This window comes from Lentzea xinjiangensis (assembly GCF_900110955.1).
In the GTDB taxonomy this organism is placed as follows: Bacteria; Actinomycetota; Actinomycetes; order Mycobacteriales; family Pseudonocardiaceae; genus Lentzea; species Lentzea xinjiangensis.
On record NZ_FOFR01000002.1, the window covers coordinates 798172 to 824990 of the forward strand.

Annotated in this window: 27 protein-coding genes and 1 pseudogene; 6 read left to right on the top strand and 22 right to left on the bottom strand. The window is 70.2% G+C overall.

Annotated elements, in window-relative coordinates; genetic code table 11:
* Positions 1 to 53: 53 nt before the first annotated feature.
* From BMW88_RS09250 to BMW88_RS09260, 3 genes are all read right to left on the bottom strand, one after another.
* The gene (locus BMW88_RS09250; protein WP_089950138.1) at positions 54 to 530 is read right to left on the bottom strand and encodes a Dps family protein; all 477 of its coding nucleotides are present in this window, start codon (positions 528 to 530) and stop codon (positions 54 to 56) included.
* Positions 531 to 546: 16 nt separating this feature from the next.
* Positions 547 to 969: an organic hydroperoxide resistance protein gene (locus BMW88_RS09255; RefSeq protein WP_089950139.1), complete on the bottom strand. Its 423-nt coding sequence runs from the start codon at positions 967 to 969 to the stop codon at positions 547 to 549.
* An 80-nt stretch (positions 970 to 1049) separates the two neighbouring features.
* On the bottom strand, positions 1050 to 1625 hold the full coding sequence (locus tag BMW88_RS09260; RefSeq protein WP_089950140.1) for an NADPH-dependent FMN reductase: 576 nt from the start codon (positions 1623 to 1625) through the stop codon (positions 1050 to 1052).
* A 65-nt stretch (positions 1626 to 1690) separates the two neighbouring features.
* Here BMW88_RS09260 and BMW88_RS09265 point away from each other — a divergent pair, with 65 nt between their 5' ends.
* On the top strand, positions 1691 to 2743 hold the full coding sequence (locus BMW88_RS09265) for an alpha/beta hydrolase (protein WP_089950141.1): 1053 nt from the start codon (positions 1691 to 1693) through the stop codon (positions 2741 to 2743).
* Here the strand turns inward: BMW88_RS09265 and BMW88_RS09270 are convergent.
* The 6 genes from BMW88_RS09270 to BMW88_RS09295 form a co-directional block, all read right to left on the bottom strand.
* Positions 2719 to 3894, bottom strand: coding sequence for an MFS transporter (locus tag BMW88_RS09270; protein WP_089950142.1), 1176 nt, complete (start codon positions 3892 to 3894; stop codon positions 2719 to 2721). The genes BMW88_RS09265 and BMW88_RS09270 overlap by 25 nt on opposite strands.
* Positions 3891 to 5075 (bottom strand): MFS transporter, encoded by a 1185-nt coding sequence (locus tag BMW88_RS09275; RefSeq protein WP_177221007.1) that lies wholly within the window; start codon positions 5073 to 5075, stop codon positions 3891 to 3893. Before BMW88_RS09275 ends, BMW88_RS09270 begins: the two co-directional genes overlap by 4 nt.
* A gap of 39 nt (positions 5076 to 5114) precedes the next feature.
* Positions 5115 to 6521, bottom strand: a complete 1407-nt coding sequence (locus BMW88_RS09280) for a gluconokinase (protein ID WP_089950144.1) — start codon at positions 6519 to 6521, stop codon at positions 5115 to 5117.
* On the bottom strand, positions 6518 to 7258 hold the full coding sequence (locus BMW88_RS09285) for a class I SAM-dependent methyltransferase (RefSeq protein WP_089950145.1): 741 nt from the start codon (positions 7256 to 7258) through the stop codon (positions 6518 to 6520). The genes BMW88_RS09280 and BMW88_RS09285 overlap by 4 nt, the downstream gene beginning before the upstream one ends.
* Positions 7259 to 7330: 72 nt before the next feature.
* Positions 7331 to 8395, bottom strand: coding sequence for an aspartate-semialdehyde dehydrogenase (locus tag BMW88_RS09290; RefSeq protein ID WP_089950146.1), 1065 nt, complete (start codon positions 8393 to 8395; stop codon positions 7331 to 7333).
* Positions 8392 to 9657 (bottom strand): aspartate kinase, encoded by a 1266-nt coding sequence (locus BMW88_RS09295; protein WP_089950147.1) that lies wholly within the window; start codon positions 9655 to 9657, stop codon positions 8392 to 8394. Before BMW88_RS09295 ends, BMW88_RS09290 begins: the two co-directional genes overlap by 4 nt.
* 104 nt (positions 9658 to 9761) lie before the next feature.
* On the opposite strand from BMW88_RS09295, the gene BMW88_RS09300 reads away from it, so the two are divergent.
* Both BMW88_RS09300 and BMW88_RS09305 read left to right on the top strand, forming a co-directional pair.
* Positions 9762 to 10985, top strand: a complete 1224-nt coding sequence (locus tag BMW88_RS09300) for a hypothetical protein (RefSeq protein WP_245777650.1) — start codon at positions 9762 to 9764, stop codon at positions 10983 to 10985.
* On the top strand, positions 10985 to 11545 hold the full coding sequence (locus BMW88_RS09305) for a nitroreductase family protein (RefSeq protein ID WP_089950148.1): 561 nt from the start codon (positions 10985 to 10987) through the stop codon (positions 11543 to 11545). The genes BMW88_RS09300 and BMW88_RS09305 overlap by 1 nt, the downstream gene beginning before the upstream one ends.
* Here BMW88_RS09305 and BMW88_RS09310 read toward each other — a convergent pair.
* Genes BMW88_RS09310 through BMW88_RS09320 form a run of 3 tightly spaced genes read right to left on the bottom strand, consistent with a single transcriptional unit; the run spans position 11531 to position 12643 of the window.
* Positions 11531 to 12031: an NUDIX domain-containing protein gene (locus tag BMW88_RS09310; protein ID WP_089950149.1), complete on the bottom strand. Its 501-nt coding sequence runs from the start codon at positions 12029 to 12031 to the stop codon at positions 11531 to 11533. The two genes, BMW88_RS09305 and BMW88_RS09310, sit on opposite strands and share 15 nt — an antisense overlap.
* A gap of 9 nt (positions 12032 to 12040) precedes the next feature.
* Entirely contained in the window at positions 12041 to 12328 is a 288-nt protein-coding gene (locus BMW88_RS09315; protein ID WP_143116019.1) for a hypothetical protein, read from the bottom strand.
* Between the two features lie 18 nt (positions 12329 to 12346).
* Complete coding sequence (locus BMW88_RS09320; protein WP_089950151.1) at positions 12347 to 12643, bottom strand: hypothetical protein; 297 nt, start codon at positions 12641 to 12643, stop codon at positions 12347 to 12349.
* A 314-nt stretch (positions 12644 to 12957) separates the two neighbouring features.
* On the opposite strand from BMW88_RS09320, the gene leuA reads away from it, so the two are divergent.
* On the top strand, positions 12958 to 14748 hold the full coding sequence (gene leuA / locus BMW88_RS09325) for a 2-isopropylmalate synthase (protein ID WP_089950152.1): 1791 nt from the start codon (positions 12958 to 12960) through the stop codon (positions 14746 to 14748).
* On the opposite strand, the gene BMW88_RS41760 is transcribed toward leuA, so the two are convergent.
* A complete protein-coding gene (locus BMW88_RS41760; protein ID WP_177221008.1) occupies positions 14745 to 14915 on the bottom strand; it encodes a hypothetical protein in 171 nt (56 codons plus the stop codon). The two genes, leuA and BMW88_RS41760, sit on opposite strands and share 4 nt — an antisense overlap.
* Before the next feature lie 40 nt (positions 14916 to 14955).
* On the opposite strand from BMW88_RS41760, the pseudogene BMW88_RS09330 reads away from it, so the two are divergent.
* Positions 14956 to 15378, top strand: a pseudogene (locus BMW88_RS09330) (DedA family protein); the annotation flags it as partial.
* Between the two features lie 20 nt (positions 15379 to 15398).
* Here BMW88_RS09330 and BMW88_RS09335 read toward each other — a convergent pair.
* The 6 genes from BMW88_RS09335 to BMW88_RS09360 all read right to left on the bottom strand — a co-directional run bounded on the left by BMW88_RS09335 (position 15399) and on the right by BMW88_RS09360 (position 21855).
* A complete protein-coding gene (locus BMW88_RS09335; protein WP_245777651.1) occupies positions 15399 to 15965 on the bottom strand; it encodes a TetR/AcrR family transcriptional regulator in 567 nt (188 codons plus the stop codon).
* Positions 15966 to 16088: 123 nt separating this feature from the next.
* The gene (locus BMW88_RS09340; protein WP_089950153.1) at positions 16089 to 17195 is read right to left on the bottom strand and encodes an ABC transporter ATP-binding protein; all 1107 of its coding nucleotides are present in this window, start codon (positions 17193 to 17195) and stop codon (positions 16089 to 16091) included.
* Positions 17192 to 18190 (bottom strand): ABC transporter ATP-binding protein, encoded by a 999-nt coding sequence (locus tag BMW88_RS09345; RefSeq protein WP_089950154.1) that lies wholly within the window; start codon positions 18188 to 18190, stop codon positions 17192 to 17194. Before BMW88_RS09345 ends, BMW88_RS09340 begins: the two co-directional genes overlap by 4 nt.
* A gap of 6 nt (positions 18191 to 18196) precedes the next feature.
* The gene (locus BMW88_RS09350) at positions 18197 to 19123 is read right to left on the bottom strand and encodes an ABC transporter permease (RefSeq protein WP_177221009.1); all 927 of its coding nucleotides are present in this window, start codon (positions 19121 to 19123) and stop codon (positions 18197 to 18199) included.
* 5 nt (positions 19124 to 19128) lie between these two features.
* Positions 19129 to 20133, bottom strand: a complete 1005-nt coding sequence (locus BMW88_RS09355; RefSeq protein WP_089950156.1) for an ABC transporter permease — start codon at positions 20131 to 20133, stop codon at positions 19129 to 19131.
* 42 nt (positions 20134 to 20175) lie between these two features.
* Entirely contained in the window at positions 20176 to 21855 is a 1680-nt protein-coding gene (locus BMW88_RS09360) for an ABC transporter substrate-binding protein (RefSeq protein ID WP_089950157.1), read from the bottom strand.
* Between the two features lie 216 nt (positions 21856 to 22071).
* On the opposite strand from BMW88_RS09360, the gene BMW88_RS09365 reads away from it, so the two are divergent.
* On the top strand, positions 22072 to 25350 hold the full coding sequence (locus BMW88_RS09365) for an AfsR/SARP family transcriptional regulator (RefSeq protein WP_089950158.1): 3279 nt from the start codon (positions 22072 to 22074) through the stop codon (positions 25348 to 25350).
* On the opposite strand, the gene BMW88_RS09370 is transcribed toward BMW88_RS09365, so the two are convergent.
* From BMW88_RS09370 to BMW88_RS09380, 3 genes are read right to left on the bottom strand one after another with little or no spacing between them, the layout of a single operon-like run.
* Positions 25329 to 25850: a uridine kinase family protein gene (locus tag BMW88_RS09370; RefSeq protein WP_177221010.1), complete on the bottom strand. Its 522-nt coding sequence runs from the start codon at positions 25848 to 25850 to the stop codon at positions 25329 to 25331. The two genes, BMW88_RS09365 and BMW88_RS09370, sit on opposite strands and share 22 nt — an antisense overlap.
* Entirely contained in the window at positions 25847 to 26455 is a 609-nt protein-coding gene (gene recR / locus BMW88_RS09375) for a recombination mediator RecR (protein ID WP_089950159.1), read from the bottom strand. Before recR ends, BMW88_RS09370 begins: the two co-directional genes overlap by 4 nt.
* Positions 26456 to 26758, bottom strand: a complete 303-nt coding sequence (locus BMW88_RS09380; protein ID WP_089950302.1) for a YbaB/EbfC family nucleoid-associated protein — start codon at positions 26756 to 26758, stop codon at positions 26456 to 26458.
* Positions 26759 to 26819 lie beyond the last annotated feature (61 nt).

Consider the following 26819-nt stretch of genomic DNA (forward strand, 5'->3'; position numbering starts at 1 on the left):
ACGGCGCCGGAACCCCGTCCGGGGTCCCGGCGCCGTGGTCGTCCGGCGTCGGCTCAGGCGGACTGGGCCTGCCACATCCAGTGGGCCTGCTCCAGCTCCTGCGTGATGCCGATCAGCAGGTCCTGGCTGACGAGGTCGTGCTTGTCGGTCTCCTCGATGCGGGTGCGCATGCGGGCGATCAACGACCCCAGCGAAGCCGTGATCGACGTGACCACCTGCTCCTCCTTCAGCCAGCCGGTCTCGATCTCAGCCACGCCCGACGACGCGGCGATCGTCTTCGCCGTGCCGTTCGGCGTGACGCCGAGAGCGGCCGCTCGCTCGGCGACCTGGTCGGCGGCGTTGCGCGCGATGACGACCAGCTCGTCGAGCTGAAGGTGGACGCTGCGGAAGTTCTTGCCGATCACGTTCCAGTGCGCCTGCTTCCCGATCAGGGACAGGTCGACCAGGTCGACCAGCGTCGCCTGCAGGATGGCGCCGACGGCATCGCGGTCGGCGTCAGCGAGAGGGCTGGTGATCGGGTTCTTGGCCATGGTTGAACGCGCCTCCTCAGACGGTGACGCTGAGCGCCACCTCGATGTTGCCGCGCGTCGCGTTCGAGTACGGGCAGACCTGGTGGGCCTGCTCGACGAGCTTCTCCGCGACCGCCTGGTCGAGTCCGGGGATCTTGACCGCGAGCTCGACGGCCAGCTGGAAGCCGCCCGCGCCGTTGCGTCCGATCCCCACCTTGGCGGTTACCTCAGAAGAAGTGAGCTGAATCTTCCCGGCGCGCGCGACGCTGGTGATGGCGGAGTTGAAGCACGCCGAGTACCCGGCCGCGAAGAGCTGCTCCGGATTGGTCGCATCGCCACCGGGGCCGCCCATCTCCTTGGGGACCGACAGCACCTCGTCGATCACACCGTCGGACGAGCGGACCTCGCCGTTGCGGCCTTCCCCGTACGCAGTCGCCTCAGCCGTGTACAGCGCTTCCATTCCGCTCTCCCTCGAGTCAGGTGATGTGCTCTGCACCCAGGGTGAACGAACCGCGCACTTCTCATCTGCCCGTTCGTGACTCAGTTCACGTCGAGGTGGGAGGCCTGCCGCAGGGCGAACTCGGCGACCTGGCGGCCGATCACCCGCAGGTTGCGGTCGACGTCGGCGTCCGAGCACGAGCCGTCGCCGTCGAACTTGACCTGAGCGGAGTTGATCGCGGCGCCGAGCGGCGTCGGCCAGCCGCGCAGCGCGTGGACGATCGAGCGCACGGCCGCGAGCGTGTTCACCGCCGCCTGCCAGCCGTACGCGGCCGTGATGGTGCCGACCGCGCGCCCGTCGAGGTAAGGGCGGTCGTCGTCGCGGAGGTCCTCGATGTAGTCGAGGGCGTTCTTGACCAGGCCGGACACGGTGCCGTGGTAGCCGGGCGACACGAGGATCACGCCGTCCGCCCTGCGCAGGTCCTCCACCATCCGCAACGCGATGTCGGTGCGGTCCGGCACCGAGGGGTCGTAGAACGGGAGCACCAGCTCGGGACCGCTGTACTGGATCGTCTCCGCGCCCAGCTCGCGAGCACCGGCCAGCGCCACCCGCAGCGCCCGCTCCGACTGCGAGTCGGACCTGATCGAGCCGCCGATGCCCACCACCGTCACCGTCATGACAACGATCCTTCCACCTCCAGCTACCTGGAGATCCAGCACTACTGGCTAGTAACGTGCACCACATGTCGAACTTCCAGGCGGCCTTGCTGGCCGGTGCGCTGCGCTTCGCGTTCGGTCTTCCCGGCCCTGTGCGCCGCCTCATCGCCGGTCGCCCGATCCGCCTGGACGGCCAGGACCTGCACCCCGAGGCGCAGCTGCTGCTCAGGTTGCAGCAGCTGTCCGGGACGAGCTGGCGCACGAGGACAGCATCGGAGAGCCGACTGGACCTGGAGTTGAGTTCGAAGCTCGTCTCCGGTCCGAAGATCACCGGAGTGGGTGCCCGCGACCTCACCATCGGCGAGTTCGCCGGTCGTCTGTACACGCCGGCGGGGCTGGCGGAGGGCTCGGCGCTGTTGATCTTCTACCACGGTGGCGGCTGGGTCACCGGCAGCCTGGAGAGCCACGACAACCTGTGCCGGTTCCTCGCGAAGGAGGCCGGGGTGCGGGTGCTGGCCGCCGACTACCGGCTCGCGCCGGAGGCCCCGTTCCCGGCCGCGGCCGACGACGCCGCCGAGGTGCTGCGCTACGCCGTCGCCAAGGCGGAGGACCTGGGTATCGACCCGCGCCGGATCGCGCTCGGCGGCGACAGCGCGGGCGGCAACCTCGCGGCGGTGACCGCGCACGCCGCCGAGGTCGACCTCGCGTTCCTGCTGCTGTTCTACCCCGGCGTGGACGCGTCGGTGCGCCGCCGGTCGCGCGAGATCTTCGGCAACGGCTTCTTCCTCACCGACGAGAAGATGGACTGGTTCCTCGACCAGTACACCGCGGGCGGCAAGGACCGCCACGACCCGCGGCTGTCGATCATGCTGGCGGAGGACCTGTCGACCCTGCCGCCGACCTACATCGCGACCGCCGGCTATGACCCGTTGCGCGACGAGGGCGAGGCCTTCGCGGAACGCCTGGCCGCCGAGGGCGTGCCGGTCGTGCTGCGCAGGCACGAGGGCCTGTTCCACGGCTTCGCGAACGTGCTCGGCGTCGGCGGGATCTTCCGCGAGGCCGTGTCCGAGGCCGTGGGCGCGCTGCGGACCGGCCTCGCGCTGGCCAACTCCGCTCAGGACGTGACCGAGACCGCCTGACGCTGCCGCGAGAACAGCCAGCCCAGCCCGGCGATCACCAGGCCGGCCAGGCCCGCGACGACGAAGCCGAGCGGGGGTCCGCTGTGGTCCACGGCGAGCCCCGCCAGCGGCTGGCCGGCCGCCACGCCGAACGTGAACGCCGACCCCTGCAGGCCGAGCGCGAGCCCGCGCGCCGCCGGTGGCGCGTGCCTGCTGATCAGCTCGGTCGAGGCGGAGATGGTCGGCGCGCACACGAGGTTCATCGGGACCAGCGCGAGCGCCAGCAGCACCACGCTGCCGTCGCCGAGGCCGACCGGGATCTCCAGCAACGCCATGCAGGCCAGCAGGACGACGCCGCCCGGCACGCGCTTGAGGCTGCCGTAGACGAGCCCGCCGAGTGCCGAGGCCGCGCACATCACCACGAAGACCACGCTGAGCCAGCTCTGCTTGCCCGCCTGCTCCAGCGAGGCGATCGACGCGATCTCCATGCCGGACAACGCCACCGTGGCCCCGAACGGGATGATCAGCGCCGCGAGCACCGGCCCCCGCAACCACTCCCGCACGCGCGGCTGCGGTCCCGAGACGTCCTCGTCCTCGTGCACCAGCACCGGGTTCACGGCGAACAGCACGGCGCTCGCGGCCAGGATCGACACCCCGATCACGACCAGCGCCGTCCCGGTCGAGAACTCCGTCGCGATCAGCACGCCCGCCGCCGGTCCGACCATGAACGACAGCTCGACCGAGATCGAGTCCAGCGAGAACGCGGGCCGCCGCTGCGGCAGGGGCACCAGCGCGGTCAGCGCCTGCCTGCCGATCGAGATGACCGGCACCGCCACCAACCCGTTGGCGAACGCGAGCACGAGCAGCACGGTGTAGTCCATGAGCGGCGCCGTGACCCAGAAGAGGCCTTCGAGCAGGCTGAGCGCCAGCACGAACCGCAGCCCCCTGCTGTCGACGAGCTTGCCCATCAGCGGCGACCCGAGACCGAGCCCGATCATGGTCGCGAAGCCGACGGTGCCGGCCGCCGCGTAGCCCTTGTCGAGCGTGGTGACGACGTGCAGCGTCACCGTGACGCCCGCCGCCGTCGGGGGGATCCGGGCGAAGAGCATCAGCAGCATCAGGGGACGTACCCCCGGCAGCGCCAGGACGGTCCTGAAGGGGGCGAGGTTCACGGTGCCATCGTCACCCGGTCGGCAACCGGTTTGCGCGCCAGGCCCCCGGCGATCCCCGCCACCACCAGGCCGGCCGCGCCGGCGACCACGAACCCGGCCGGTGCGCCGGCGCGGTCGATGGCCGCACCGGCGATCGGCGCGCCGATCGCGTTCCCCACGGTGAAGGCGGACCCTTGCAGGCCCAGCGCGAGGCCGCGGGCGGTGGACGGCGCGAGCCTGCTGATGTGCTCGCCGGAGGCCGCGATCAACGGCGCGCACATCAGGTTCATCGGCACGAGGAGCAGGCACAGCAGCAGCACGTTGCCGTCGCCCAGACCGACCGGGATTTCCAGCAGCGCCATGAGCACCAAGAGGACCAACACGCTGGGCGCCCGCTTCACGCCGCCGTAGACCAGACCGCCCACGATCGACGCCGCGCACATCGCGAAGAACACGACGCCGAGCCAGCTCTGCTTCCCGATGTGCTCGAGCGACGCGATCGCCGAGACCTCCATGCCCGCCAGGCACACCGTCGCACCGGCGCACACGACCAGCACGCCGACGATCCGGCCGCGCAACCACTCGAAGATCCGCGGCTTCGGCCCGCCGACGACCTCGTCCTCGTGCACCATCGGCGGGTTCGCCCAGTACAGCAGCACTCCGGCCACCAGGATCGAGCCGCCGATGGACAGCAACGCGGCGTTCGTGGAGAACTTCGTCGCGGCGAACACGCCCAGCGCGGGCCCGACCATGAAGGACAGCTCGACCGAGATCGAGTCGACCGACATCGCCACCCGGCGCCGGCTCTGCGGCACCAGGGCGGTGATGACCTGGCGGCCGATCGACATCATCGGAACGCCGAGCAGCCCGACGCCGAACGAGCACACCAGCAGCGCCCAGTAGCCGAGCAGCGGCGCGGTGAGCCAGAACGCCGCCGACGCCGTGACGCTCAGCGCGAGCATCGAGCGCAGGCCGCGTTCGTCGATCAAGCGGCCCATCAGCGGGGCACCCAGCCCCATGCCGATCGTGCCCGCCGCCCCGACCAGCCCGGCCGCTGCGTAGCCCCGGTCCAGCGTGACCGCGACGTGCAGCGTCAGGACCACGCCGGTCGCCGCCGGAGGCATCCTCGCGAAGAACATCAACAGCGCGAGCGGACGCACTCCGGGCAGCATCAGGACGTGTTTGAAGGGGGCGAGGTCCACGCCCACCATCCTCGCCCGGCCCGCAAAAGGTTTTCGTTGCTAACGATGTGATTCGGCGTACAGCTCTTCCAGCGCCAGGTACGCCTTCGCCACGAACGGCCGTGCCTTCGCGTACCTCTCGATGGCGCCCTCGTCGGGCATGATCGTCCGAGTCGGCCGCACCAGGTCGACGGTCAGGTCCGGGATCACGTCGAGCGCCCGCCACGCGAGCAGCGCCGCGCCGACGGCCGACCCACCGCTGTCCTCGGCGAGGTGCAACGGCATGCCGAGCGCGTTCGCGAGCGTCTGCGCCCAGACCGGGGCGCGGAAGGCACCGCCGGTGATCCGCAGCGACTCGACGTGCGGAACGGCGTCGAGCACCAGCGCGAGCTGCTGGCACACGCCTTCGACCAGCGCCTTGGTGATCTGCTGCGGGGTGTGCTCGCGGCGCAGGCCGAGCAACGCGGCGTGCGCGGTCGAGTCCCACCACGGCGCGCGCTCGCCCAGCAGGTACGGCAGGGCGACCAGGCCGTCCGAGTCGACGCCGGCGGTCTGGGCGAGCAGCTCGCCGACCGGGATGCCGAACGTCTCCGCGGCCCACTGCGCGACGACACCGCCGTTGCTGATGGCGCCGCCGCGGACCCACAGCCCCTCGCCGATGGCGTAGCTGAACGTCCGCCCCTCCTCGTCGACGCCGGGCCCGAGCTGCGCCACGCGCAACGCGCCCGACGTGCCGAGCGAGACCGCGCCGGCACCGGGGGTGGCCGCGCCGACGCCGAGGTTGCCGAGCGGACCGTCACCGCCGCCGACGATCACCGGGATCCCGGGGCGCAGACCGGGGATCACGGCCGTGAGCGGCGTGGCGTGCGTCGGCTCGACCAGCGGCGGGAGCTGGTCCGCGGTGACGCCGGCGAACTCCAGCGACGGCTCGTGCCACTGCAGCGTGTGGACGTTCATCAGGCCCGTGCCGGAGCCGCACGAGTGCTCGTTGATCAGCACGCCGGTGAGGTGCAGGTGCACGAAGTCCTTGATCTCGCACCACATCGCGGCGCGGACGCCGTTCTCGCTGAACCACGCGAGCTTCATCAGCGGCGTGAACGAGTGGATCGGCGTGCCGGTCGCCTGGTGCAGCGCGAGCCCTTCCGCCGTGCCCCGCAACCGTTCGGTCTGCTCGATCGCGCGGTTGTCGGCCCAGCTCAACGACTCCGTGACGGGCCGGAGCGAGCTGTCCAGGCCCATGATCGTGTGCATGGCGCCGGTCAGCGCGATGGCCCGCACGTCGTCGGACGCCAGCTCGCGGATCCCGTCGAACACCGCGTCGAGCACCTGCTGCGGGTCGTGCGTGGCTTGCAGGCCGCTGGTGCGCATCGGGTAGGCGCGCTCGGTCGAGGCGACGACACGAGCCTGCTGGTCCACCGCGACGACCTTGGTGGCCGTGGTGCCCAGGTCCACCGCGAGAACGATCATGACTCGGCCCGCGCGGCGGTGAAGACGGCGAAGCTCGGGGACTTGCGCAGCGGGCCCCAGAACTCCTCACCGCGCTCGTCGTCCGGGGTCACGGCCGGGTGCCGCGTCACGTCGGCCAGGCCGGCGCGGGTCAGCGCCGCGTCGAACACGCCGCGTTCCCAGTAGAAGGAGTCGAAGTCGAACGGCGGATCACCGAGCACGTGCACCTTCACCGGTTGCTTGACGTTCATCGGGCCGGTGCGGGTGATCTCGTAGCCGTAGCGGCCGTAGAGGGCGAGCAGGTCCCAGTCGGCGTCCGGGTTCGGCACCAGCACGACGAGCCGCCCGCCGGGGGCGAGGTTCGCGGCGAGGTTGCCGATCATGACGTCGAGAGCGGGCTCGTCGTCCGCGTAGCCGAGCAGCCACAGGGCCGTGACGACGTCGAACTCGCCGAGCACGGGCAACGCCGTCGCGTCGTGCCGCTCGTAGGTGATGCCGCGCGGCTCGCGTCCCTCGACGTGCCGGGCGTACCCGATCATCTCCCCGGCCGAGTCGACGCCCACCACCCGCACCGCGCCCAGGTCGTGGAAGAGCCGCGCATAGAAACCGGTGCCGCACGCCACGTCGAGCACGGACCTGCCGCGCAGGTCGCCGACCGCCGAGAGCACGGTGGCGCGCTCGGCCAGTCCTGTCGGGATGTGCTTGGCACGTTCGTAGACCGCGCCCAGCGCGTCGTACTGCTCGTCGCTCTCCGCCATGACCGTCAGCCTAAGAGGACGGACGCCGGAGCGTGGCCACCATCCGATGACCACGCTCCGTGCGGCAACCGGTCAGAGGCGCTTCGCGAGCTCTTCCGCGACCTCGTAGGTGTTCAGGGCCGCGCCCTTGCGCAGGTTGTCGCCACACACGAAGAAGTCCAGCGTGTTCGGGAAGTCCAGCGCCTGGCGCACGCGGCCCACGTACGTCGGGTCCTCGCCCACCACGTCGGCGGGCGTCGGGAAGCGCTTCGCGGCCGGGTCGTCGACCAGCACGATCGTCGGCTGCTCCGCGAAGATCTTGTGGGCGGCCTCGACCGTGACCTCGCGCGCGAAGGTCGCGTGGACCGACAGCGAGTGCGTGGTGACGACCGGGACGCGCACGCACGTCGCGGAGACCTTCAGGTCCGGGATGCCGAGGATCTTGCGGGCCTCGTTGCGGACCTTCAGCTCCTCCGACGACCAGCCGTCGTCCTTGAGCGATCCGGCCCACGGCACCACGTTGAGCACCAGCGGGGCGGGGAACGGCGAGTCGTCGGCCGACAGCCCGGCGGCGGCGAGCGCCTGCGCCACGTCGCCCGCGACGACACCGGCCTCCTTGCCCGCCAGCGCGCTGATCTCGGCGTACAGGCGGTCGATGCCGGACTGGCCGGCACCGGAGGCGGCCTGGTACGAGGCGACGACCAGTTCCTTCAGCTCGAACTCGCGGTGCAGGGCACCGAGCGACGCCATCATCGACAGCGTCGTGCAGTTCGGGTTCGCGATGATGCCGCGCGGGCGGTTGTCGATCTGGTCCGCGTTGACCTCGGGCACGACCAGCGGCACGTCCGGGTCCATCCGGAACGCGCCGGAGTTGTCGATCGCGATGGCGCCGCGCTCGGCCGCGATCGGCGCCCACTGCGCCGAGACCTCGTCCGGCACGTCGAACATCGCGATGTCGACGCCGTCGAACGCCTCGGGCGAGAGCGCGACGACCGTGAGGTCCTGACCGCGCACGTTGATCTTCTTGCCCGCCGAGCGCGCGGAGGCGATCAGCCGGATCTCGCCCCACGGCACGGAGGAGCGGGTGTTCATGATGTCGATCATCACGGTGCCCACGGCACCGGTCGCGCCCACCAGCGCGAGCACGGGGGCGGTCATCGGCCGGTTCCCGCGTAGACGACGGCCTCTTCGTCGGTGCCCAGGTCGAACGCGTCGTGCAGGGCGCGCACGGCGTCGTCGAGCTGGGTGTCGCGGCAGATGACCGAGATGCGGATCTCCGAGGTGGAGATGATGTCGATGTTGACGCCGGCCGTGGCCAGCGCCTCGCAGAACGTCGCCGTGACACCGGGGTGCGAGCGCATGCCCGCGCCGATCAGCGACACCTTGCCGACGTGCTCGTCGTAGAGGACCTGGTCGAAGCCGATCTCGCCGCGGGACTTCTCCAGCGCCGCCACCGCGCGCGGGCCGTCGACCTTGGCCAGCGTGAACGTGATGTCCGTGCGACCGGACGCCGCCTGCGAGACGTTCTGCACGACCATGTCGATGTCGAGCTCGGCCTGCGCCACGACCCGGAAGATCCGAGCCGCGATGCCGGGGTGGTCGGGCACGGCCGTCACGGTGATTTTCGCCTCGGACCGGTCGTGCGCGACGCCGGTGATCATCGCCTGTTCCACGGGAAGGTCCTCCACTGAACCGGACACGATGGTCCCGGTCTTGTTGCTGAACGAAGAGCGGACGTGCACGGGGACGTTGTAGCGCCGGGCGTACTCCACGCAGCGGAGCATCAGCACCTTGGCGCCACAGGCGGCCATCTCGAGCATTTCCTCGTACGTGATCGTGTCGAGCTTCTTCGCGTTCGGCACGATGCGCGGGTCGGCGGTGTAGACGCCGTCCACGTCGGTGTAGATCTCGCACACGTCGGCCTTGGTCGCCGCCGCGAGCGCCACCGCGGTGGTGTCGCTGCCGCCGCGGCCGAGTGTGGTGATCTCCTTGGAGTCCTGGGAGACGCCCTGGAAGCCCGCGACGATCGCGATGGCCCCCTCGGACGTCGCGTCCTGGATCCGGCTCGGCGTCACGTCGATGATGCGGGCCTTGCCGTGCACCGAGGTCGTGATCACGCCCGCCTGCGAGCCCGTGTACGAGCGCGCCTCGGCGCCGAGCGAGTTGATCGCCATCGCGAGCAGCGACATCGAGATCCGCTCACCCGAGGTGAGCAGCATGTCGAGCTCGCGGGCCGGCGGCACCGGGGAGACCTGGCGGGCGAGGTCGAGCAGCTCGTCGGTCGTGTCGCCCATGGCGGACACGACGACCACGACGTCGTTGCCCGCCTTCTTGGTCGCGACGATGCGCTCGGCCACGCGTTTGATCCGCTCGGCACTCTCCACCGATGAACCGCCGTACTTCTGGACGACGAGCGCCACCGACCTGACCTCCTTCGCGCGACCAAAACCCCACGTCGTTGGCAGCGTACCTGGACCACCTGGTGAGACTCTGGAGCCGTGACGCGCGTGACTACTCTGTCCGGGTGTCGTCGAGCGCCGATGTCGTGGAGGCCCCAGCAGCCGTGCAGGAGAGCAGTGCGCGCTCACGGTTGGCCGGCGCGCTCAGACACCCGGTCGCGCTCTGGACGGCTCCCGCGCTGATCTACCTGGTGGTCCGCCAGGTCGGTCTCTTCGCCCTGCAACTGGTCGTCGAGTACCAGAACAAGGCGAACGGGAAGACCGACACGGCGGTCGACAACCTCACGTCGTGGGACGGCGACTGGTTCCTCGGCATCGCGGCCGGCGGCTACAACGGCGTCCCGGCGCCCCCGTTCGACGCGTTCGGCCGGCGCACCGCCGAGACCCCGCTCGCCTTCTTCCCCGGCTACCCGGCGCTGGTCAGGTGGGTCGAGGGCCTGCCGGGCGTGGACGTGGTCGGCGCGGCCTTCGCGGTCAGCCTGATCAGCGGCCTCTTCTGCGCCTACGGCCTGTTCGTGCTCGGCCGCGTGGTGCGCGACGGCTCGGTGCCGGCCGGGCTGATCCTGGTCACGCTCTTCGCGGCGTCGCCGATGGCGGTCGTGCTGTCCATGACCTACTCGGAGGCCACGTTCTGCGCCTTCGCCGCCTGGTCCCTGGTCGGCGTGGTGCAGAAGCGGTGGGTTCTCGCCGGCGTCTGCTGCGCCGCGGCGGGCCTGGTCCGCCCCACGGCGGCGGCCCTGGTCGCCGCGGTCGGCCTGGCCGCCCTGGTGGCGGTGGTCGCCGACCGGCGCGACTGGCGGGCGTGGGTCGGCGGTGCGGTCGCTCCGCTGGGCCTGCTCGGCTACCTCGGGTGGGTCGCGCTGCGCACCGGCGAGCTCACCGGCTGGTTCGGCGTGCAGCAGCGCGGCTGGGGCTCGAAGTTCGACGGCGGCGCGGCGACGTGGGAGTTCGCCCTGGGCCACCTCGGCAACCCGCGCTCGGTGCTCGAGACCGGCACCGTCTGGCTGCTCGTCCTCGCCGTGGTCCTGGTCTTCTACGCGGTCCAGCGCCGCCTGGAGTGGCCGCTGGTCGTGTACGCGATCGGCGTGCTGGTCATGGACCTGGGCTCCAACGGCCTGATGAACTCCAAGGCCCGCCTGCTGCTCCCGGCGTTCACCCTGCTGGTCCCGCTGGCCCTGGTCCTGGCCCGCCGCCGTCTGTCCACGGTGCTGACCGTGCTCGGCGTGGCGACCCTGTTCAGCGCGTGGTTCGGCGCGTACTCCCTCGCCGTTTGGCAGTATGCGATCTGATGAACGAGCTGATCTCGCAGCGCCGGAGCCCACGGGCCTTCTCCGCTGAGGCGACGGTGTCCGACGACGAGCTGCGCACCCTGCTCGAAGCGGCGCGCTGGGCCCCGTCGCACGGCAACAGCCAGCCGGCCCGCTTCGTGGTGGGCCACCGCGGCACGCCGACGTTCGACACGATCCTCGGCACCCTCACGCGGGGCAACAAGACCTGGGCGTTCCGCGCGTCGGTGCTGCTCATCGGCTGCGTGCTCACCCGTGACTCGCGCGGCGACATCCCGAACACCGAGTTCGGCCTGGGCCTCGCGATGGAGAACATCGCGTTGCAGGCCGTCGAGCTGGGCCTGATCGCGCACATGATGGGCGGCTTCGACGCCGCCGCCGCGCACACCGCCTTCGACATGCCCGGCGACGTGCGCCCGCTGGTCGCCATGGCCGTGGGCCGCCCCGGCCGCGTCGAGGACCTCCCGGAGGACCTCCAAGCCCGCGAACAGCGCGAACGCCGTCGCCACCCGCTCGGGGAGATCGCCTTCACCGGTAGCTGGGGCCGGTCACTGTTCGGTTGAGAAGTACTTCGTGGCGACGTCGTTGTGCAGCGGGAACGCCAGCGGCTCGCACTCGAAGATGACCTTCCGCTCGGACGCCTCCTCGTTCGGCACGAACGGCGGCATGTCCTCGGCGTTGATGGCGGGCGCCGTCGCGAAGAGCAGGATCGTCCCGCCGTCCGGCGTGGACACGAAGTGCAACGGCCGCAGCTCGCCGGGGTCGATGCGGACGTTCGCCTCTTCTTCGAGCTCCCGCGCCGCGCTCTGCTGCCACGACTCGCCGCGGTCCATGAACCCGCTGACGAACGCGAGCTGCCCCACCGGCGGAATGGCCCTGCGAACGGTGAGGAGCCCGGTCCTGGGCCCGTCCTTGACGGGTACGAGGAGGACGACGACCGGCGATGGGTTCGCCCACACCATGTGCGCGCAGCTCTCGCACTTGCGGGGGTATCCGGTCGTGTCGGCGTACCTGGTGCCACAGCTGCTGCAGAAGTCGTCGCGCGCCATGTCCCGAACCTAGTTGAGGCGCCTCACGAGCTTAAGGACGATCGCTCGAACGGCCAGCCAGAACAGGGCGGCGAGCCCGAAGTTCACGATCACACGCAACCGCGCGTCGGCGGGCGCGAAAAGATCTTTGAACGCCAGGGCGACCGGCTCGGCGACCGCCTTGACGCCACTGGTGATGGGGTTGTCCGGGGTGGCCCCGCCGACGGTCAGCACGACGTGGACGACGAGCACGACCGCCAGCGCGAGGCCGACCCAACTGATGGTTCCCGAGACGATCCCGACCACGCGCGTTCGCATGGACCAGGAATCTACTACTCAGTAGCGAGCCAGCGCACGTGCGAGCAAACCGGTCACGACCAGCCAGAACACGGCAGCCAGACCGTAGTTGAGGAAGATGTCGAGGCCGGTGTTGCCGGTCTGGAAGAGGCCGGGGAAGAACAGTGCGAGGGGCTCGGCGAGGGACTGGATGAACTGGAAGAAGGCATTGGCCGCGTTCGCACCGAGCACGACCATCAGGATGAAGAGGATTTCGATGAAGGCGAAGAGGACGCCGATGCCGCTGATCACGCGGGAAGCCGTGCCGCGGCTACTGGTCGTACGTAATCTGGACATAGCTGAAAATTTCCCGGATTCGCGGCGCCCAAAACTTGCAAATCGACCTTCGTCGCGAAGGTGAGCTCACCACCGGATCTCAAGCGGGCCTCGACCACGTGCTCCGGCCAGTTCCGGAACGGACGAGATCCGCAGACATCCCACGATCCGGTCCCCGCTGTTCCCTCTCCGGCCGAACTGTGGCTACTCTGTCCGGCGTGTGGCGTTCCCTCCTGCTTCGCTGCCGTGACGGGGTCTGATCAGACCGGCCCCCCGTCGCGGGACTCAGCGTTGCCGCCGGTCGTTCCGACACGACCCGCAGGAGAAGACCAGAGATGACCTCCCCCGACGCCTACACCTCGGCCACCAGCCGGATCCGCCGGCCCGCCCGCCAGGCCCCCGCCGACCAGCCGTCCTGGAACCGCCAGCTCGGCAGCAGCATGCCGTTCCACCGCTACCGCCCGTTCCACGAGGTCGTCGAGGTGATCGACGTACCCGACCGCACCTGGCCGACCAAGCGGGCCGAGAAGGCGCCGCTGTGGTGCGCGGTGGACCTGCGTGACGGCAACCAGGCCCTGATCGACCCCATGTCCCCCGCCCGCAAGCGCAAGATGTTCGACCTGCTGGTGCGGATGGGCTTCAAGGAGATCGAGGTCGGCTTCCCGGCCGCGAGCCAGACCGACTTCGACTTCGTCCGGGAGATCATCGAGGACGGCGCGATCCCGGACGACGTGACCATCCAGGTCCTGACCCAGTGCCGCGAGGAGCTGATCTCGCGGACCTTCGAGTCCCTGCGCGGCGCGAGCAAGGCGATCGTCCACTTCTACAACTCGACCTCGATCCTCCAGCGGCGGGTGGTCTTCCGCAGCGACACCGAGGGCATCAAGAAGATCGCCACGGACGCCGCGAAGTTCGCCAAGGAGCAGGAGCGGCACTACCCCGAGACGGACTTCCGCTACGAGTACAGCCCCGAGTCCTACACGGGCACCGAGCTGAGCTACGCCCTGGAGGTCTGCAACGCGGTCACGGCGATCATCGACCCGACGCCGGAGAAGCCGCTGATCGTGAACCTGCCGGCGACCGTCGAGATGGCCACGCCGAACGTCTACGCCGACTCGATCGAGTGGATGAGCCGCAACCTCGACCGGCGCGACTCGATCATCCTGAGCCTGCACCCGCACAACGACCGCGGCACCGGCGTCGCCGCCGCCGAGCTGGGGTACCTGGCCGGTGCGGACCGCATCGAGGGCTGCCTGTTCGGCAACGGCGAGCGGACCGGCAACGTCTGCCTGGTCACGCTCGCGATGAACATGTTCAGCCAGGGCATCGACCCGCAGATCGACTTCTCCGACATCGACGAGGTCCGGCGCACGGTCGAGTACTGCAACCAGCTCCCGGTGCCCGAGCGGCACCCGTACGGCGGCGACTTGGTCTTCACCGCCTTCTCCGGCAGCCACCAGGACGCGATCAAGAAGGGCTTCGAGGCGCTGGAGGCCGACGCCAAGGACGCGGGCCAGCACGTCGACGACTTCCCGTGGGAGGTCCCGTACCTGCCGATCGACCCGAAGGACGTCGGCCGCAGCTACGAGGCCGTCATCCGGGTCAACTCGCAGTCCGGCAAGGGCGGTGTGGCGTACCTGATGAAGCAGGAGCACCACCTCGACCTGCCGCGGCGCCTGCAGATCGAGTTCTCCAGGGTGATCCAGGAGGTCACCGACACGCAGGGCGGCGAGATCAACCCGAAGGAGATGTGGGACGCCTTCGCGGACGAGTACCTCCACGGCAGGGTCCCGCTGCACCTGCTGAAGCACAGGGCGACCGCGGACGGCAGCGGGCACGAGGAGATCACCGCGACGCTGCTGGTCGACGGCGAGCAGCAGGAGATCACGGGCGCGGGCAACGGCCCGATCGCCGCGTTCGTCGACGCGCTCGCGTCCGTGGGCTACGACGTGCGGGTCCTGGACTACGCCGAGCACGCGCTGTCCGCCGGTGACGACGCCCGCGCCGCCGCCTACCTCGAGTGCGCCGTGGGCGACCGGGTGCTGTGGGGCGTGGGCATCGACAGCTCCACGGTCGCCGCCTCGTTCCGCGCGATCGTGTCCGCGGTCAACAGGGCGCAGCGCTAGCCGGTCGCGGGCGGGGAGGACGCGCGTGCGGCACGAGCTGCCGCGGCGCCCTCCCCGTTCGCCGGCACGGCGCAGATGCCCTCGCCCGGCAGGCCGTGGGCGATGGTGCCGTCGGTCATCTTCCTGCCCTCGACGCCGAATCTGTGGGTGACCTGAAGAAACACCATGGCCGGGATTGTTCATCTCGGTCACGTACGTTCACCGATCATGAGCGCCACAGCCGCCAGTCTCGTCGTGCTGTTCCTGGTCGCCGTGGTGCCGCTGGCACCGACGGAGGCCGTGCTCATCGGCGCCGGGGTCCTGGCCGCGTCCGGTGAGGTCCCGCTGTACCTGGTGGTCGCGGTCGCCGCCGCCGGATGCCTCACCAGCGACATGATCAACTTTACGATGGGCCGCCGGATGGGCATGCGCGCCCTCGACCGGGTCAACAAGAACGCCAAGGCGCGGGCGATGGTCGTGTGGACCGCCGACCAGCTCGCGGCCAAGGGCGAGACGATCCTCATCGCGGCGCGGTTCCTGCCGGCCGGCGGCATCGTGGGCGCGCTGCTCGCGGGTGCCCTCAAGTGGCCGCTGCGGCGGTTCGTGCCGGTCGCGGCGATCGGGTCGGCGCTGTGGAGCCTCTACCCCGCCACCGTCGGGTACATCGGCGGTCAGATCGTCGACGAGGCGTGGCTCGCGATGCTGTTGTCGTTCGGCGTGGCCACGCTCATCTCCATCCCGGTCGGCATGGCGATCCGTGCGCGCAACGCCAACCGCACTCTCTCGTACGCCGAGGCGTCGTCGTAGAGCACGGCGAAACGATCTGCGGCGGCCAGCAGCGCGTCCACCTCGAACGCCAGTTGCGCGTCGCCGGTCAGCCGTTCCAGCAATGAGGTCCAGCGCAGGTTGAAGAGCATCAACGCGTCGCGCACCCGGCCGGGGCGGGCGGCGAACTCCGACCGCGTCACCACGAAGAAGCAGCCGCCGGGGAACACGCGGCGCTTCGAGTAGTCGAGCCAGCGCTCGCTCAGGTCCACGACGGAACCGCCGGCGGCCACGACCTCGCGCGCGAAGATCTCCGCGGCCGTGTGCACCGTCGAGAGCTGCAGCTCCTCCTTGGCGCCGAAGTGCGAGAACACCCCGCTCTTGCTCATGCCGAGCTCGACCGCGAGCCGCCCGATCGTGACGCCCTCCAGGCCGTCGACGGACGCGATCTCCGCGGCCCTCAGCAAGATCACCCCTCGGCTGTCCACCACCCCACAACAACAGCCCCCACTCAAGCCCGAGTCGCCGTTCACAGGAAACGCGGGGCCCCCGCGTTCCACTTAGCGGAACGCGGGGGCCCCGCGTTTCCAAACTGGCTAGGGGTTGAGCGCCTCGGTGACGGACGCCGGTCCCACGAGCGGGACGTCGGGCGACAGGCCGTCGCTCTCCTCGACCAGGATCGGCTTCACCTCGTGCGGCTGGATCTCGCCGGACTGGATCTGCTCGGCCCAGTGGCACGCCACCTTGTGCCCCGGCTTGAGCTCCCGCAGCGCGGGCCGCTCGGTGTCGCACTTCGTCGCCTGCCGCCACGGGCACCGGGTGTGGAACCGGCAGCCGCTCGGCGGGTTCGCGGGCGACGGGAGGTCGCCCGCGAGCAGGATCCGCTCACGCCGGTCCTCGACCACCGGGTCGGGCACCGGGACCGCCGACAGCAGCGCCCGCGTGTACGGGTGCAGCGGCTCGGCGTAGAGGTCCTCTGAGGAGGCCTCCTCGACCAGGCCTCCGAGGTACATCACGCCGACCCGGTCGGAGATGTGCTTCACGACGGCGAGGTCGTGCGCGATCACCAGGTAGGTCAGGCCGAACTGCTCCTGGAGCTCCTGGAGCAGGTTCACGACCTGCGCCTGCACCGACACGTCCAGCGCGGACACCGGTTCGTCGGCGACGATCAGGTCCGGGTTGAGCGCCAGCGCCCGCGCGATGCCGATGCGCTGCCGCTGACCGCCGGAGAACTCGTGCGGGTACTTGCGCAGCGCAGTGGTGGGCAGGCCCACCGCCGTCAGCAGCTCGCGCAGCCGCTTCGACGTGGACTCCTTGCCCTCGTCCAGGTCGTGCGCCCGCAGGCCCTCGACCAGGATCGACTCCACGGACTGGCGCGGGTCGAGCGAGGACAGCGGGTCCTGGAACACCATCTGGATCCGGCGCCGCATCTTGCGCAGCTCCTCGCCCTTCAGGGTCGAGAAGTCCTGCCCGTCGAAGATCATCTTGCCCGCGGTCGGCTCGTTGAGCCGCAGCATCGCCCGCCCGAGGGTGGACTTGCCGCAGCCCGACTCGCCGACCAGGCCGTACGTCTCGCCGCGCTTGATCTCGAGGTCGACGCCGTCGACCGCGTAGACGTAGCCGACGGTGCGGTCCATGATCACTCCCCGCTTGATCGGGAAGTGCACCTTCATGTCCTGCACCGAGACGAGGGTCTCGCTCATGCCCGCACCTCCTCGGCGGCCGGAGTTCCCGGCACCACCGGGTTGTGGCAGCGCAGCAGACGCCCGAGCTGGTCCTCCTCGGGCGGCGTGACCCGCACGCAGACGTCGAGCGCGTTCGGGCACCTCGGCGCGAACGCGCACCCCTGCGACCACGGGATGTTGTCGGCGACCGACCCCTTGATCGGCGTCAGCTTCGAGTGGGTCGCGGCGTCCAGGCGCGGGATCGAGGCGAGCAGGCCGTGCGTGTACGGGTGGCGCGGCTCGGCGAAGAGCTCGTGCCGCATGGCCTTCTCGACCACCTTGCCGCCGTACAGCACGTTCACCTCGTCGCACAGGCCCGCGACGACACCCAGGTCGTGGGTGATCATCACGAGCGCGGTGCCGAGGTCCTGCACCAGCTCCTTCATCAGCGAGAGGATCTGGGCCTGGATGGTCACGTCCAGCGCCGTCGTCGGCTCGTCCGCGATCAGCAGCTTCGGCCGGCACGCCAGCGCGATCGCGATGAGCGCGCGCTGCCGCATCCCGCCGGAGAGCTGGTGCGGGTACTCCTTGAGCCGCCGGTTCGGGTCCGGGATGCCGACCTTGTCGAGCAGCTCCTTCGCCTCGATCATGGCTTCCTTGCGGGCCATGCCGCGGTGCCGTTCGAGCACCTCGGTGACCTGCAGCCCGATCGGGACGACGGGGTTGAGCGAGGACAGCGGGTCCTGGAAGACCATGCCGAGATCGCGGCCGCGGCGGTCGCGCATCTCCCGGTCCGACAGCTTCAGCAGGTCCGTGCCGTCGTAGGAGACGGTGCCGGTGATCTTGGTGCCGCGCTTGGGCAGCAGCCCCATGATCGCCAGCGAGGTCACGGACTTGCCGCAGCCCGACTCGCCGACCAGACCCACGGTCTGACCGGGTTCGACGTCGAAGCTGACGCCGTCGACGGCGCGGAACGGTTCCTCGCCCTTGCGCTGGAACACGACGGTGAGGTCACGAACTTCGAGCAGTGCCACGACGACTCACCGCCTGTTCTTCGGGTCGAGGGCTTCGCGCAGCGTCTCGCCCATGAGGGTGAAGCCGAGCGCGACGATGATGATGCAGATCGCGGGCCACGCGGCGAGGTGCGGGTGCGTGTCGAACACGTTCTGCACGTCGCCGAGCATCTGCCCCCACTCCGGCAGCCGGTCGTCCGGGTTGCCGAGGCCGAGGAACGACAGCGCGGCCGCCTCGATGATCGCGGTGGCGAGCACCAGCGTCGACTGCACGATCACCGGGCTGAGCGAGTTCGGCAGCATGTGCCGGAACACGATCGCGCCCTTCTTCACGCCGAGCGCGGTGGCCGCCAGCACGTGGTCGCTGTGCCGTTGCGCGAGCATCGAGCCCCTGAGCAACCGGGCGAACACCGGGATCTGCACGATCGCGACCGCGAGGATCACGGTGAACTGGCTCGGCCGCGCGAACATCGCCGCGATCGAGAACGCGAGCAGCAGCGACGGCAGCGACAGCATGACGTCGACGATCCGCATGACGATCGAGTCGACCCAGCCGCCGAGCGCGCCCGCGAGCGTGCCGAGCACGAGCCCGCCGGTGAGTCCGATGAGCGTCGCGCCGACGCCGACGACCAGCGTCTGCTGCGAGCCGACCAGCAGGCGCGAAAAGAAGTCGCGGCCCTGCAGGTCGCCACCGAGCGGGTGACCCGGCTGCGGCGGGGGGATCTCGTTGCGCGCCTTGACGACCTGGTCGATCAGCATCGGCACCGACGGGTCCTGCGGCGCGAGCCACGGCGACAGCAGCGAGAGCACGAAGAAGAGGCCGATGATCACCGCACCGGTGAGGAACACCGGGCTGCGGCGCAGCCTCTTCCAGGCGCTCGCGGCGAGCGAGACGCCCGCGCTCTCGGCGAGACCGTCGATCTTGTCCTTCTTGGAGGAGAGTCCGAGAACCACTGCGCTCACCTCGTCCTGATGCGCGGGTCGATGAGCGCGTACGAGAGGTCGACCAGGAGGTTGACCACGACGTAGACGATCGTGGCCATGATGATCAACAGCAGCAGCACCGGGTAGTCGCGGCGTTCGAACCCGATGGCGAGCGCCTGCCCGACACCGGCGAACGAGAACACCTTCTCGGTGAGGACCGCGCCGGAGAGCAGCGCTCCCGTCTGCAGGCCGATCGTCGTGACGACCGGCAGCATCGCGTTGCGCAGCACGTGCCGGCGGCGGATCACCGGTGCGGTGAGGCCCTTCGACTCGGCGGTGCGCACGAAGTCCTCGTCGAGCACGTCGAGGACGGCCGCACGGGTGATCCGGAAGATCACCGCGAACGGGATCGTGGCGAGCGCGATCGCCGGCAGGATCAGGTGTTCCAGCGCGTTCAGCGTCGCGTCGAACTCACCGGTGATCAGGCCGTCGAGGGTGAAGAACCCGGTGACGCGCGTGGCGTCGATGGCGTCCTGACGGCCCTGCGATGGCAGGCCGAGCGCCGACGACGCCACGTCCTTGAGCAGGTAGGCCAGGAAGAACACCGGCACCGCGACGCCGATGAGCGAGCCGATGACGCTGAGGTTGTCGAACCAGCCGCCGCGGCGCTTCGCGGCGAGGTAGCCGAGCGGGACGCCGACCGCGATCGCGATCAGGATCGCGAAGAAGCTGAGCTCGATCGTCGCGGGGAACCGCTGGAGGAAGATGTCGAGCGCCGAGTCACCGGGCTGGACACCGGTGGAGACGCCGAAGTCACCGGTCGCCGCGCGACCGAGGAACTTGAAGTACTGGACGAAGATCGGCTGATCGAGGCCGAGCTGCTTGGTGAGGGCTTCGCGCGACTCCGGCGTAGCGCGTTCTCCCAGGAGGGCCGAAACCGGCCCTCCTGGGAGAAGTCGCAACCACGCGAAGAGCAACATCGAGAGCACCAGCACCACGCCGACAAGCTGAGCCAGCCGTCGAATCGTGTAGCGGAGCACTTGAGCTACCCCGTTGTTCTCTTGTGGTGGGAGCTAGTTCGCTCAGCCCTTGGAGGCCGGGCCGAACTTCTCGTCGGTCAACGGGCTGGGCACAACACCCTTGATGTCCGACTTCAACACCAGAGCGGGCGGGGAGTGCGAGATCGGGATCGCGGGGAGGTACTCCTCCATGATCCGCTTGTTGATGTCCTCGTACAGCTTGGTGCGCTTGGCCTCGTCCGGCTCGGAGTTGGCCTTGGCCAGGTCGTCCTTCAGGGTGTTGCCCCACGCCGACACACCGGTGTTGAAGCGGTTGTCGGTGCGGCCGAAGAAGGTGCCGACCCAGTTGTGGGCCGTGCCGTTGTCGCCGGTCCAGCCGAGCAGGAACAGGTCCGGGATGCCCTGGTCGACGTCGGTCAGGTAACCGCCGTTCCACGGCTTCGTGACGACCTCGAGCTTGATGCCGACGGCCTGGAGGTCACCGGAGATCGCGCCGAACAGGTCCTTCGGGGACGGCATGTACGGACGCGTGACCTCGGACGGCCAGTAGAACTTCAGCGTCAGGTCGGAGGCACCGGCCTCGGCCAGCAGCGACTTGGCCTTGGCGGCGTCGTAGCTGACGGCCTTGACGTCCTTGTTGTAGCCGTTGACGGTGTCCGGCATGAACTGCGTCGCGACCTTGGCGCCCTCGGGCAGCTGCGACTTGACGAGCTGCTCGCGGTTGATCGCGTGCATCAGGGCCTGGCGGACCTTGAGGTCGGCGAGCTTCGGGTTGTTCTTCTGGTTGATGCCCAGGTAGAAGACGTTGAACGCCGGACGGATCGCGACGTTGAAGCCGTCGGTCTTCAGACCGGCCCAGTCCGCCGCGTTCGGCAGGTCGTAGCCGTCGATGTCGCCGGCCTTGAGCGCCTGCTTGCGGGCGGTCTCGTCCGGGATGATCTTGAAGACGATCTTGTCCAGCTTGGCCTTGGTGCCGTGGTAGGCGTCGTTGCGGACGAGCTCCACGGTGTTGTTGGCCTTGTCGTACTTGCCGAACTTGAACGGGCCCGTGCCGGTCGGGTGCTCGTTCGCGTAGGCCGGGAAGGTGAACGCGTCACCGGCGGCCTGGACGTTGTCGGCGTCGTACTTCTTCAGCGCGTCGGGGCTCGAGATCGAGAACGACGTGAAGCCGAGGACCGACGGGAACTGCGAGGTGACCTCGTTCAGCTCGATGACCGCGGTCTTGGCGTCCTTGGCGGCGCACGACTTGTACAGCGAGGGCTTGTCCGGCGTGGTCGCGAACCCGCCGAAGTTGTCCAGCCAGTACTGCGAGACGGCGTCGGACTGGCCGGCGCCCTTCTGGTTGTACCAGCGGTTGAAGTTGAAGCAGACCGCCTCGGCGTTGAAGTCCGTGCCGTCGTGGAACTTCACGCCCTCCTTGAGGGTGAACGTCCACGTCTTGCCGTCCGCGGAGGGCTCGTACTTGGTCGCCAGCGCGGGCTCGACCTCTGCGGTGCCCGGCTTGAACCCGACCAGACCCTCGTACATCTGGCGCGCGACCCGGAAGGTCTCGCCGTCAGTCGCGTAGAACGGGTCGAAGAGCTTCGGCGCGCCGGCGGCGCCGAAGGTCAGCGTCCCGCCTTCCTTGCCGCCACCGCCGGAGTCGCGCTGGGATTGCGCGCAACCTGACAGGGCGAGCGCGCTGACGCTGAGGAAGCCGATCGCGGCAACCCAACGGCGGCGAGCCGTTACTGAGTGGACCATCAAACACCCCTTGGACAATCCGCACATCTCACGGTGTGGTCGCCGACCATAACCTTTGTTCATACCCCCTCCGGGGTTAGACAGGTCACGATCCGGCCACTAGACCAGGCATTCTGATACGTCCGGCGCACGTTCGCTGACCCAACGTGAGCACGGCAGATGCGTCGGAGGCTCTCCTAGGCTGTAGAAACGAACACGACACGCGGAGGAGGTCGCATGGGCAAGCAGGTCGAGTTCCGCGTGCTCGGCCCCCTCCAGGTCCTCCTCGACGGCGAACCGCTGCTGGTCCGCGCCGGTCGCCAGCGCGCGCTGCTGGTGTCGTTGTTGCTGCGTGCGGGCACCTCGGTGTCGGTGGACGAGCTCGCCGCGAACGTCTGGGGCGAGGATCCGCCCGCGCGGTCACGGGCGACCCTGCAGACCTATGTGATGCGTCTCAGACAGCTGCTCGGTCCGTCCGTGCCGATCAGGACCGTGCCGGACGGGTACCTCATCGACGTCGACGAGAAGGCCATCGACCTGATGCGCTTCGAGCCGTTGATCGACCTGGGCGAGCAGGAGCGCGCCGCGGGCAACCTGCAGGCCGCGGCCGCCGCGTTCGCCGCCGCGCTGGGCCTGTGGCGGGGTCCGGCGCTCGTCGACGTGCCGTCGGAGATCCTGCACCGCGACGAGGTGCCGCGGCTCAACGAACGCCGCCTGCACGTGCTCGAGCGCCGGGTCGAGGTGGACCTCGAGCTGGGCCGGCACGGCGAGCTCGTCGCCGAGCTGTCCCGGCTGACCAGCGAGCACCCGCTGCGCGAGCGGTTCTGGGCCCAGCTCATGGTGGCGCTGTACCGCTCGGGCCGCCAGAGCGAGGCGCTGGTCACCTACCAGCGCGTTTCCCGGCTGCTGGGCGATGAGCTGGGCATCGACCCCGGCGACGAGCTGCGCCGTGTGCACAGCCAGGTGCTGTCCGGGTCGATCGACGCGGTGGCCGCGGCGTCCGCCGGCACGCCGGTCGTCTCCGCGAAGCCCGAGCGGGTCGTGCCGTCGCAGCTACCCGCGGACATCCCCGACTTCGTCGGCCGCGACGAGGCCGTGTCGTTGATCGTGGCGCTGCTGCGCACCGCCCAGGGCGTGCCCGTTGTCACACTCGCCGGGCCGCCGGGAGTGGGCAAGACGGCGCTCGCCGTGCACGCGGCGCACCGGATGCGCGCGGACTTCCCGGACGGTCAGCTGTACGTGAACCTGCGCGGATACGCCCCCGGCCCGCCGTTGAGCGCCGTCGACGTGCTGCCGCGGTTCCTGCGCGCGCTGGGGACCGAGCCCGACCAGGTGCCGCTGGACCAGGACGAGCAGGAGGCGATGTTCCGGTCCACCCTGACCGGTCAGCGCGTGTTGCTGCTGCTCGACAACGCGTCCTCGGCCGAGCAGATCCGCCCGCTGCTGCCCGGTTCGCCGGGCTGCGCGGTGCTGGTGACCTCGCGGGACACGTTGCGGGGCCTGGCCGTCTCGCACGCGGCGTCCAACGTGCGCCTCGACGTGCTCGACTGGAACGAGACGAAGGCATTGCTCGCGGGCATCCTGGGCGCGGACGAGATGGCGGCGCAGGAGGACGCGGCGCACGAGCTGGCGTCGTTGTGCGCGCATCTGCCATTGGCTTTGCGCATCGCGGCCGCGAACCTCGTGTCGCGTCCGGAACTGTCCATCGCGGACTACGTGGAGGAGCTGCGGGCGGGCAACCGGCTCGCGGCGCTCGCCGTCGAGGGCGACGAGCGGGTCGCGGTGCACGCGGCGTTCGACCTCTCCTACACGGCGCTGAAGCCGGAGCTGGCGCAGATGTTCCGGCTGCTGTCCCTGGTGCCCGGCACGGACTTCACGCCGGAGATGGCCGCCGCCCTCTCGGGACTGACCACTCAGGACGCCCGCCGGCGGCTGGACCGGCTGGCCACCGCGAACCTGATCGCGAACCACGCGCCGTCCCGCTACCAGTTCCACGACCTGCTGCGCGACTACGCGGCCGAGCGCCTCGCGTTCGAGGAGGGCCGCGCGGACTCGCGGCTCGCGCTGCGCCGGTTGCTGGACTGGGCGGTGCGCTCGGTCGACAACGCCACCTCGGCGATGAAGTCGACGCTGTTCCGCTTCCCGCGCCCGGCCCCGCTCGACGGCGTGCTGCCACGGACGTTCAGCAGCAGCACCGAGGCGCTGACGTGGCTCGACGTCGAACGCGCCAACCTGGTCGCGCTCGTGGCGCACGCCGTGGAGCGCGACCCCGAGAACTCGCCGTGGCAGCTCGCCGACGCCCTGCGCGGCTACTTCTACACGCAGGGCCTGACCGCGGAGTGGCGCGAGACCGCGAGGGCGGGACTCCTGGGCGCTCGCGCGCCGAGCGACGAGCTGGGCCAGCTCGCGATGCTGTCGTCCCTCGGCACCCTGTACTGGGTCACCGGCCAGCACCGCAACGCGCTGGGCTACTACCAGCAGGCCATCGCGCTGCAGGAGCACATCGACCTGCCGGAGGCCGAGGCCGCCGTGCAGTCCAACGCGGGCAGCGTCTACATCGACCTCGGCGAGCTGGAGCACGCCGCCGACCACCTCGAACGCGCGCTGGTGATCACCCGCCGCATCGGCGCGTTCCAGGTGCAGGCCAACGCGCTGTTCAACCTGGGCGGCGTCTACATGCAGCTCGGCCAGCTCGACCGCGCCGCGTCGACGTTCGAGGAGGCGCTCGACGTGGGCACGCGCCTCGACTCGTGGATCACGCAGGCGAACTCGATGCGCGCGCTGGGCGAGGTGCACGCCTGGCGCGGCGAACCCGACCTGGGCGCGTCCTACTTCCTGCGGGCGAGCGAGCTGTACGAACGTGCGGCCGCCCGCAACTTCGGCCACACCATGCACGAGGGCATGGCCATCACCCTGATCATGCGCGGCCGCTACGAGGAAGCCGCGGTGGAGGCGTCCGCCGCCATGCGGATCGCCCAGGACATGGACAACGTCAAGAGCGTCTGCGACGCGCAGAACCTGCTCGGCCGTGCGCTGGAGGGCGCTCAGCGCTTCGAGGAGGCCGTCGAGCAGTTCTCGTCGGCGCTCGCCATCGCGGTCGAGACCGGGTACTCGTGGGGCCTGTGCTCCGCCCGGCGCGGCCTCGCGTCCGCGTACCGCGGGGTGGGCCGCTACGCCGACGCCCTGTCGATGGCGTCCTCGGCGCTGGTCGAGGCGGGCCGGTCGCAGTTCCGGCTGGCCGAGATGGAGGTGCTGCTCGTGCTGGGGCGCATCCACCTCGACACCTCGCACGCCGCCGAGGCACTCGACTGCGCCCTGCGGGCCGCGTCCGTCGGCTCCGACTCCGGCCACCGCTGGGTGTTCGGGCGGGCGCTGCTGCTGGCCGGCGACGCCTGCGCCGCGCTGGGCGACGTCGACGCGGCGCGTGGGCACTGGTCGTCGTCGCTGGAGGTGTTCAGCGCGATCGGCACACCCGAGGCGTCGGTGGTCCGCGCTCAGCTCGAGGTGACGACGTAGTCGGCCCTGGTCCTGGTCTCGTCGACCGCGAACCAGCCGCGTTCGTACTGCTGCCAGCGCCGGAAGTGCTCGCGGTGCTCCTCGCCGTCGCGCCGGACCGCGCGTTCCAGCCTGGCCTGCTCGTCACCGTGGTCGACGAAGATCGCGAAGCTCAGCCGGTGGGCGATCGCCTTCCGCGCCGAGGACATGCCCTCGAAGATGATCGTCCCGCCGGGCACGAGCACGACCTCGTCGCCCTCCCCCGGCCGCGGGAAGCCGCGCGACCAGTCCGTCTTGCGGTACCGGGCCGCTCTGCCCGCGGCGAGGTCGTCGAACACCGCCAGCAGCCCCGGCCACCACCTCGTCGTGGGGTCGTCCCAGGTCGCGAAGTGGTCGGTGAGCACGAGGGCCGCGCCGAGCTCCCCGGCGAGCCGCCGCGCGAACGTCGACTTGCCCGCACCGGCCGGGCCGTCCACCGCGACCAGGCGGGTGGCGCCCAGCCGCGGTGGACTCGCGGTCACATGCTCCGACGGCCGGATAGCGCACGCCCCAGCGTCAGCTCGTCCGCGAACTCGAGGTCGCCGCCCATCGGCAGGCCGCTGGCGAGCCTGGTGACGGTGAGACCGGGGAAGTCCCTGAGCATCCGGACCAGGTAGGTGGCCGTGGCCTCGCCCTCGGTGTTCGGGTCCGTGGCGATGATGACCTCGGAGATGTCGACGCCATCGGTGGTCGTGCCGATCCGGTTGAGGAGCTGCCGGATGCGGAGCTGGTCCGGCCCGATGCCGCTCAACGGGTCGAGGGCACCGCCCAGGACGTGGTAGCGGCCCTTGAACTCCCTGGTCCGCTCGATCGCCTGGACGTCCTTCGGCTCCTCGACCACGCAGACCAGGCTGAGGTCGCGCTTGGGGTCGCGGCAGATGCGGCAGGTCGTCTCGGCGGAGACGTTGCCGCAGACGTCGCAGAAGACGACGCCCTCCTTGACCTTCTGGAGCGCCTGCTGGAGCCGCTCGATGTCGGCGGGCTCCGCCGACAGCAGGTGGAAGGCGATGCGCTGCGCGCTCTTCGGGCCTACGCCGGGAAGCCTGCCCAGCTCGTCGATCAGGTCCTGTACTGGGCCCTCGTACATCTAGCCGAGCAATCCGCCGAGGCCGCCCTGGGCGAGCGGGCCGAGCTTCTGCTCCACCAGCTGCTGCGCCTTCTGGTTGGCGTCCTTGATCGCCGCGATGACGAGGTCCTGGAGGGTGTCCACGTCCTCGGGGTCGACGATCTTCGGGTCGATGGCGAGGTTGACCAGCTCGCCCCCGCCGGTGACGGTGGCCGTCACGAGGTTGTTGCCCGCGGTGCCGGTGACCTCGGTCTCGGCCAGTTGCTGCTGGGCTTCTGCCATCTGCTGCTGCATGGACTGGGCCTGCTGGAGCAGGGCCTGCATGTCGAACTGACCGGGTTGCACCGCTGGTCCTCTCGGGTGGGGGTGGTTGTTGTTCCAGCGT

Bases quoted from the DNA above. Each gene is read 5' to 3' on its own strand.
- BMW88_RS09280 (WP_089950144.1), bottom strand. From the start codon at position 6,521: ATGATCGTTCTCGCGGTGGACCTGGGCACCACGGCCACCAAGGTCGTC.
- BMW88_RS09340 (WP_089950153.1), bottom strand. From the start codon at position 17,195: ATGAGCGAGACCCTCGTCTCGGTGCAGGACATGAAGGTGCACTTCCCG.
- BMW88_RS09255 (WP_089950139.1), bottom strand. From the start codon at position 969: ATGGAAGCGCTGTACACGGCTGAGGCGACTGCGTACGGGGAAGGCCGC.
- BMW88_RS09320 (WP_089950151.1), bottom strand. From the start codon at position 12,643: ATGTCCAGATTACGTACGACCAGTAGCCGCGGCACGGCTTCCCGCGTG.
- BMW88_RS09250 (WP_089950138.1), bottom strand. From the start codon at position 530: ATGGCCAAGAACCCGATCACCAGCCCTCTCGCTGACGCCGACCGCGAT.
- BMW88_RS09260 (WP_089950140.1), bottom strand. From the start codon at position 1,625: ATGACGGTGACGGTGGTGGGCATCGGCGGCTCGATCAGGTCCGACTCG.
- BMW88_RS09290 (WP_089950146.1), bottom strand. From the start codon at position 8,395: ATGACCGCCCCCGTGCTCGCGCTGGTGGGCGCGACCGGTGCCGTGGGC.
- BMW88_RS09285 (WP_089950145.1), bottom strand. From the start codon at position 7,258: ATGGCGGAGAGCGACGAGCAGTACGACGCGCTGGGCGCGGTCTACGAA.
- BMW88_RS09360 (WP_089950157.1), bottom strand. From the start codon at position 21,855: ATGGTCCACTCAGTAACGGCTCGCCGCCGTTGGGTTGCCGCGATCGGC.
- BMW88_RS09305 (WP_089950148.1), top strand. From the start codon at position 10,985: ATGAACGAGCTGATCTCGCAGCGCCGGAGCCCACGGGCCTTCTCCGCT.
- BMW88_RS41760 (WP_177221008.1), bottom strand. From the start codon at position 14,915: ATGGTGTTTCTTCAGGTCACCCACAGATTCGGCGTCGAGGGCAGGAAG.
- BMW88_RS09380 (WP_089950302.1), bottom strand. From the start codon at position 26,758: ATGCAGGCCCTGCTCCAGCAGGCCCAGTCCATGCAGCAGCAGATGGCA.
- BMW88_RS09310 (WP_089950149.1), bottom strand. From the start codon at position 12,031: ATGGCGCGCGACGACTTCTGCAGCAGCTGTGGCACCAGGTACGCCGAC.
- BMW88_RS09265 (WP_089950141.1), top strand. From the start codon at position 1,691: ATGTCGAACTTCCAGGCGGCCTTGCTGGCCGGTGCGCTGCGCTTCGCG.
- BMW88_RS09315 (WP_143116019.1), bottom strand. From the start codon at position 12,328: ATGCGAACGCGCGTGGTCGGGATCGTCTCGGGAACCATCAGTTGGGTC.
- leuA (WP_089950152.1), top strand. From the start codon at position 12,958: ATGACCTCCCCCGACGCCTACACCTCGGCCACCAGCCGGATCCGCCGG.
- BMW88_RS09365 (WP_089950158.1), top strand. From the start codon at position 22,072: ATGGGCAAGCAGGTCGAGTTCCGCGTGCTCGGCCCCCTCCAGGTCCTC.
- recR (WP_089950159.1), bottom strand. From the start codon at position 26,455: ATGTACGAGGGCCCAGTACAGGACCTGATCGACGAGCTGGGCAGGCTT.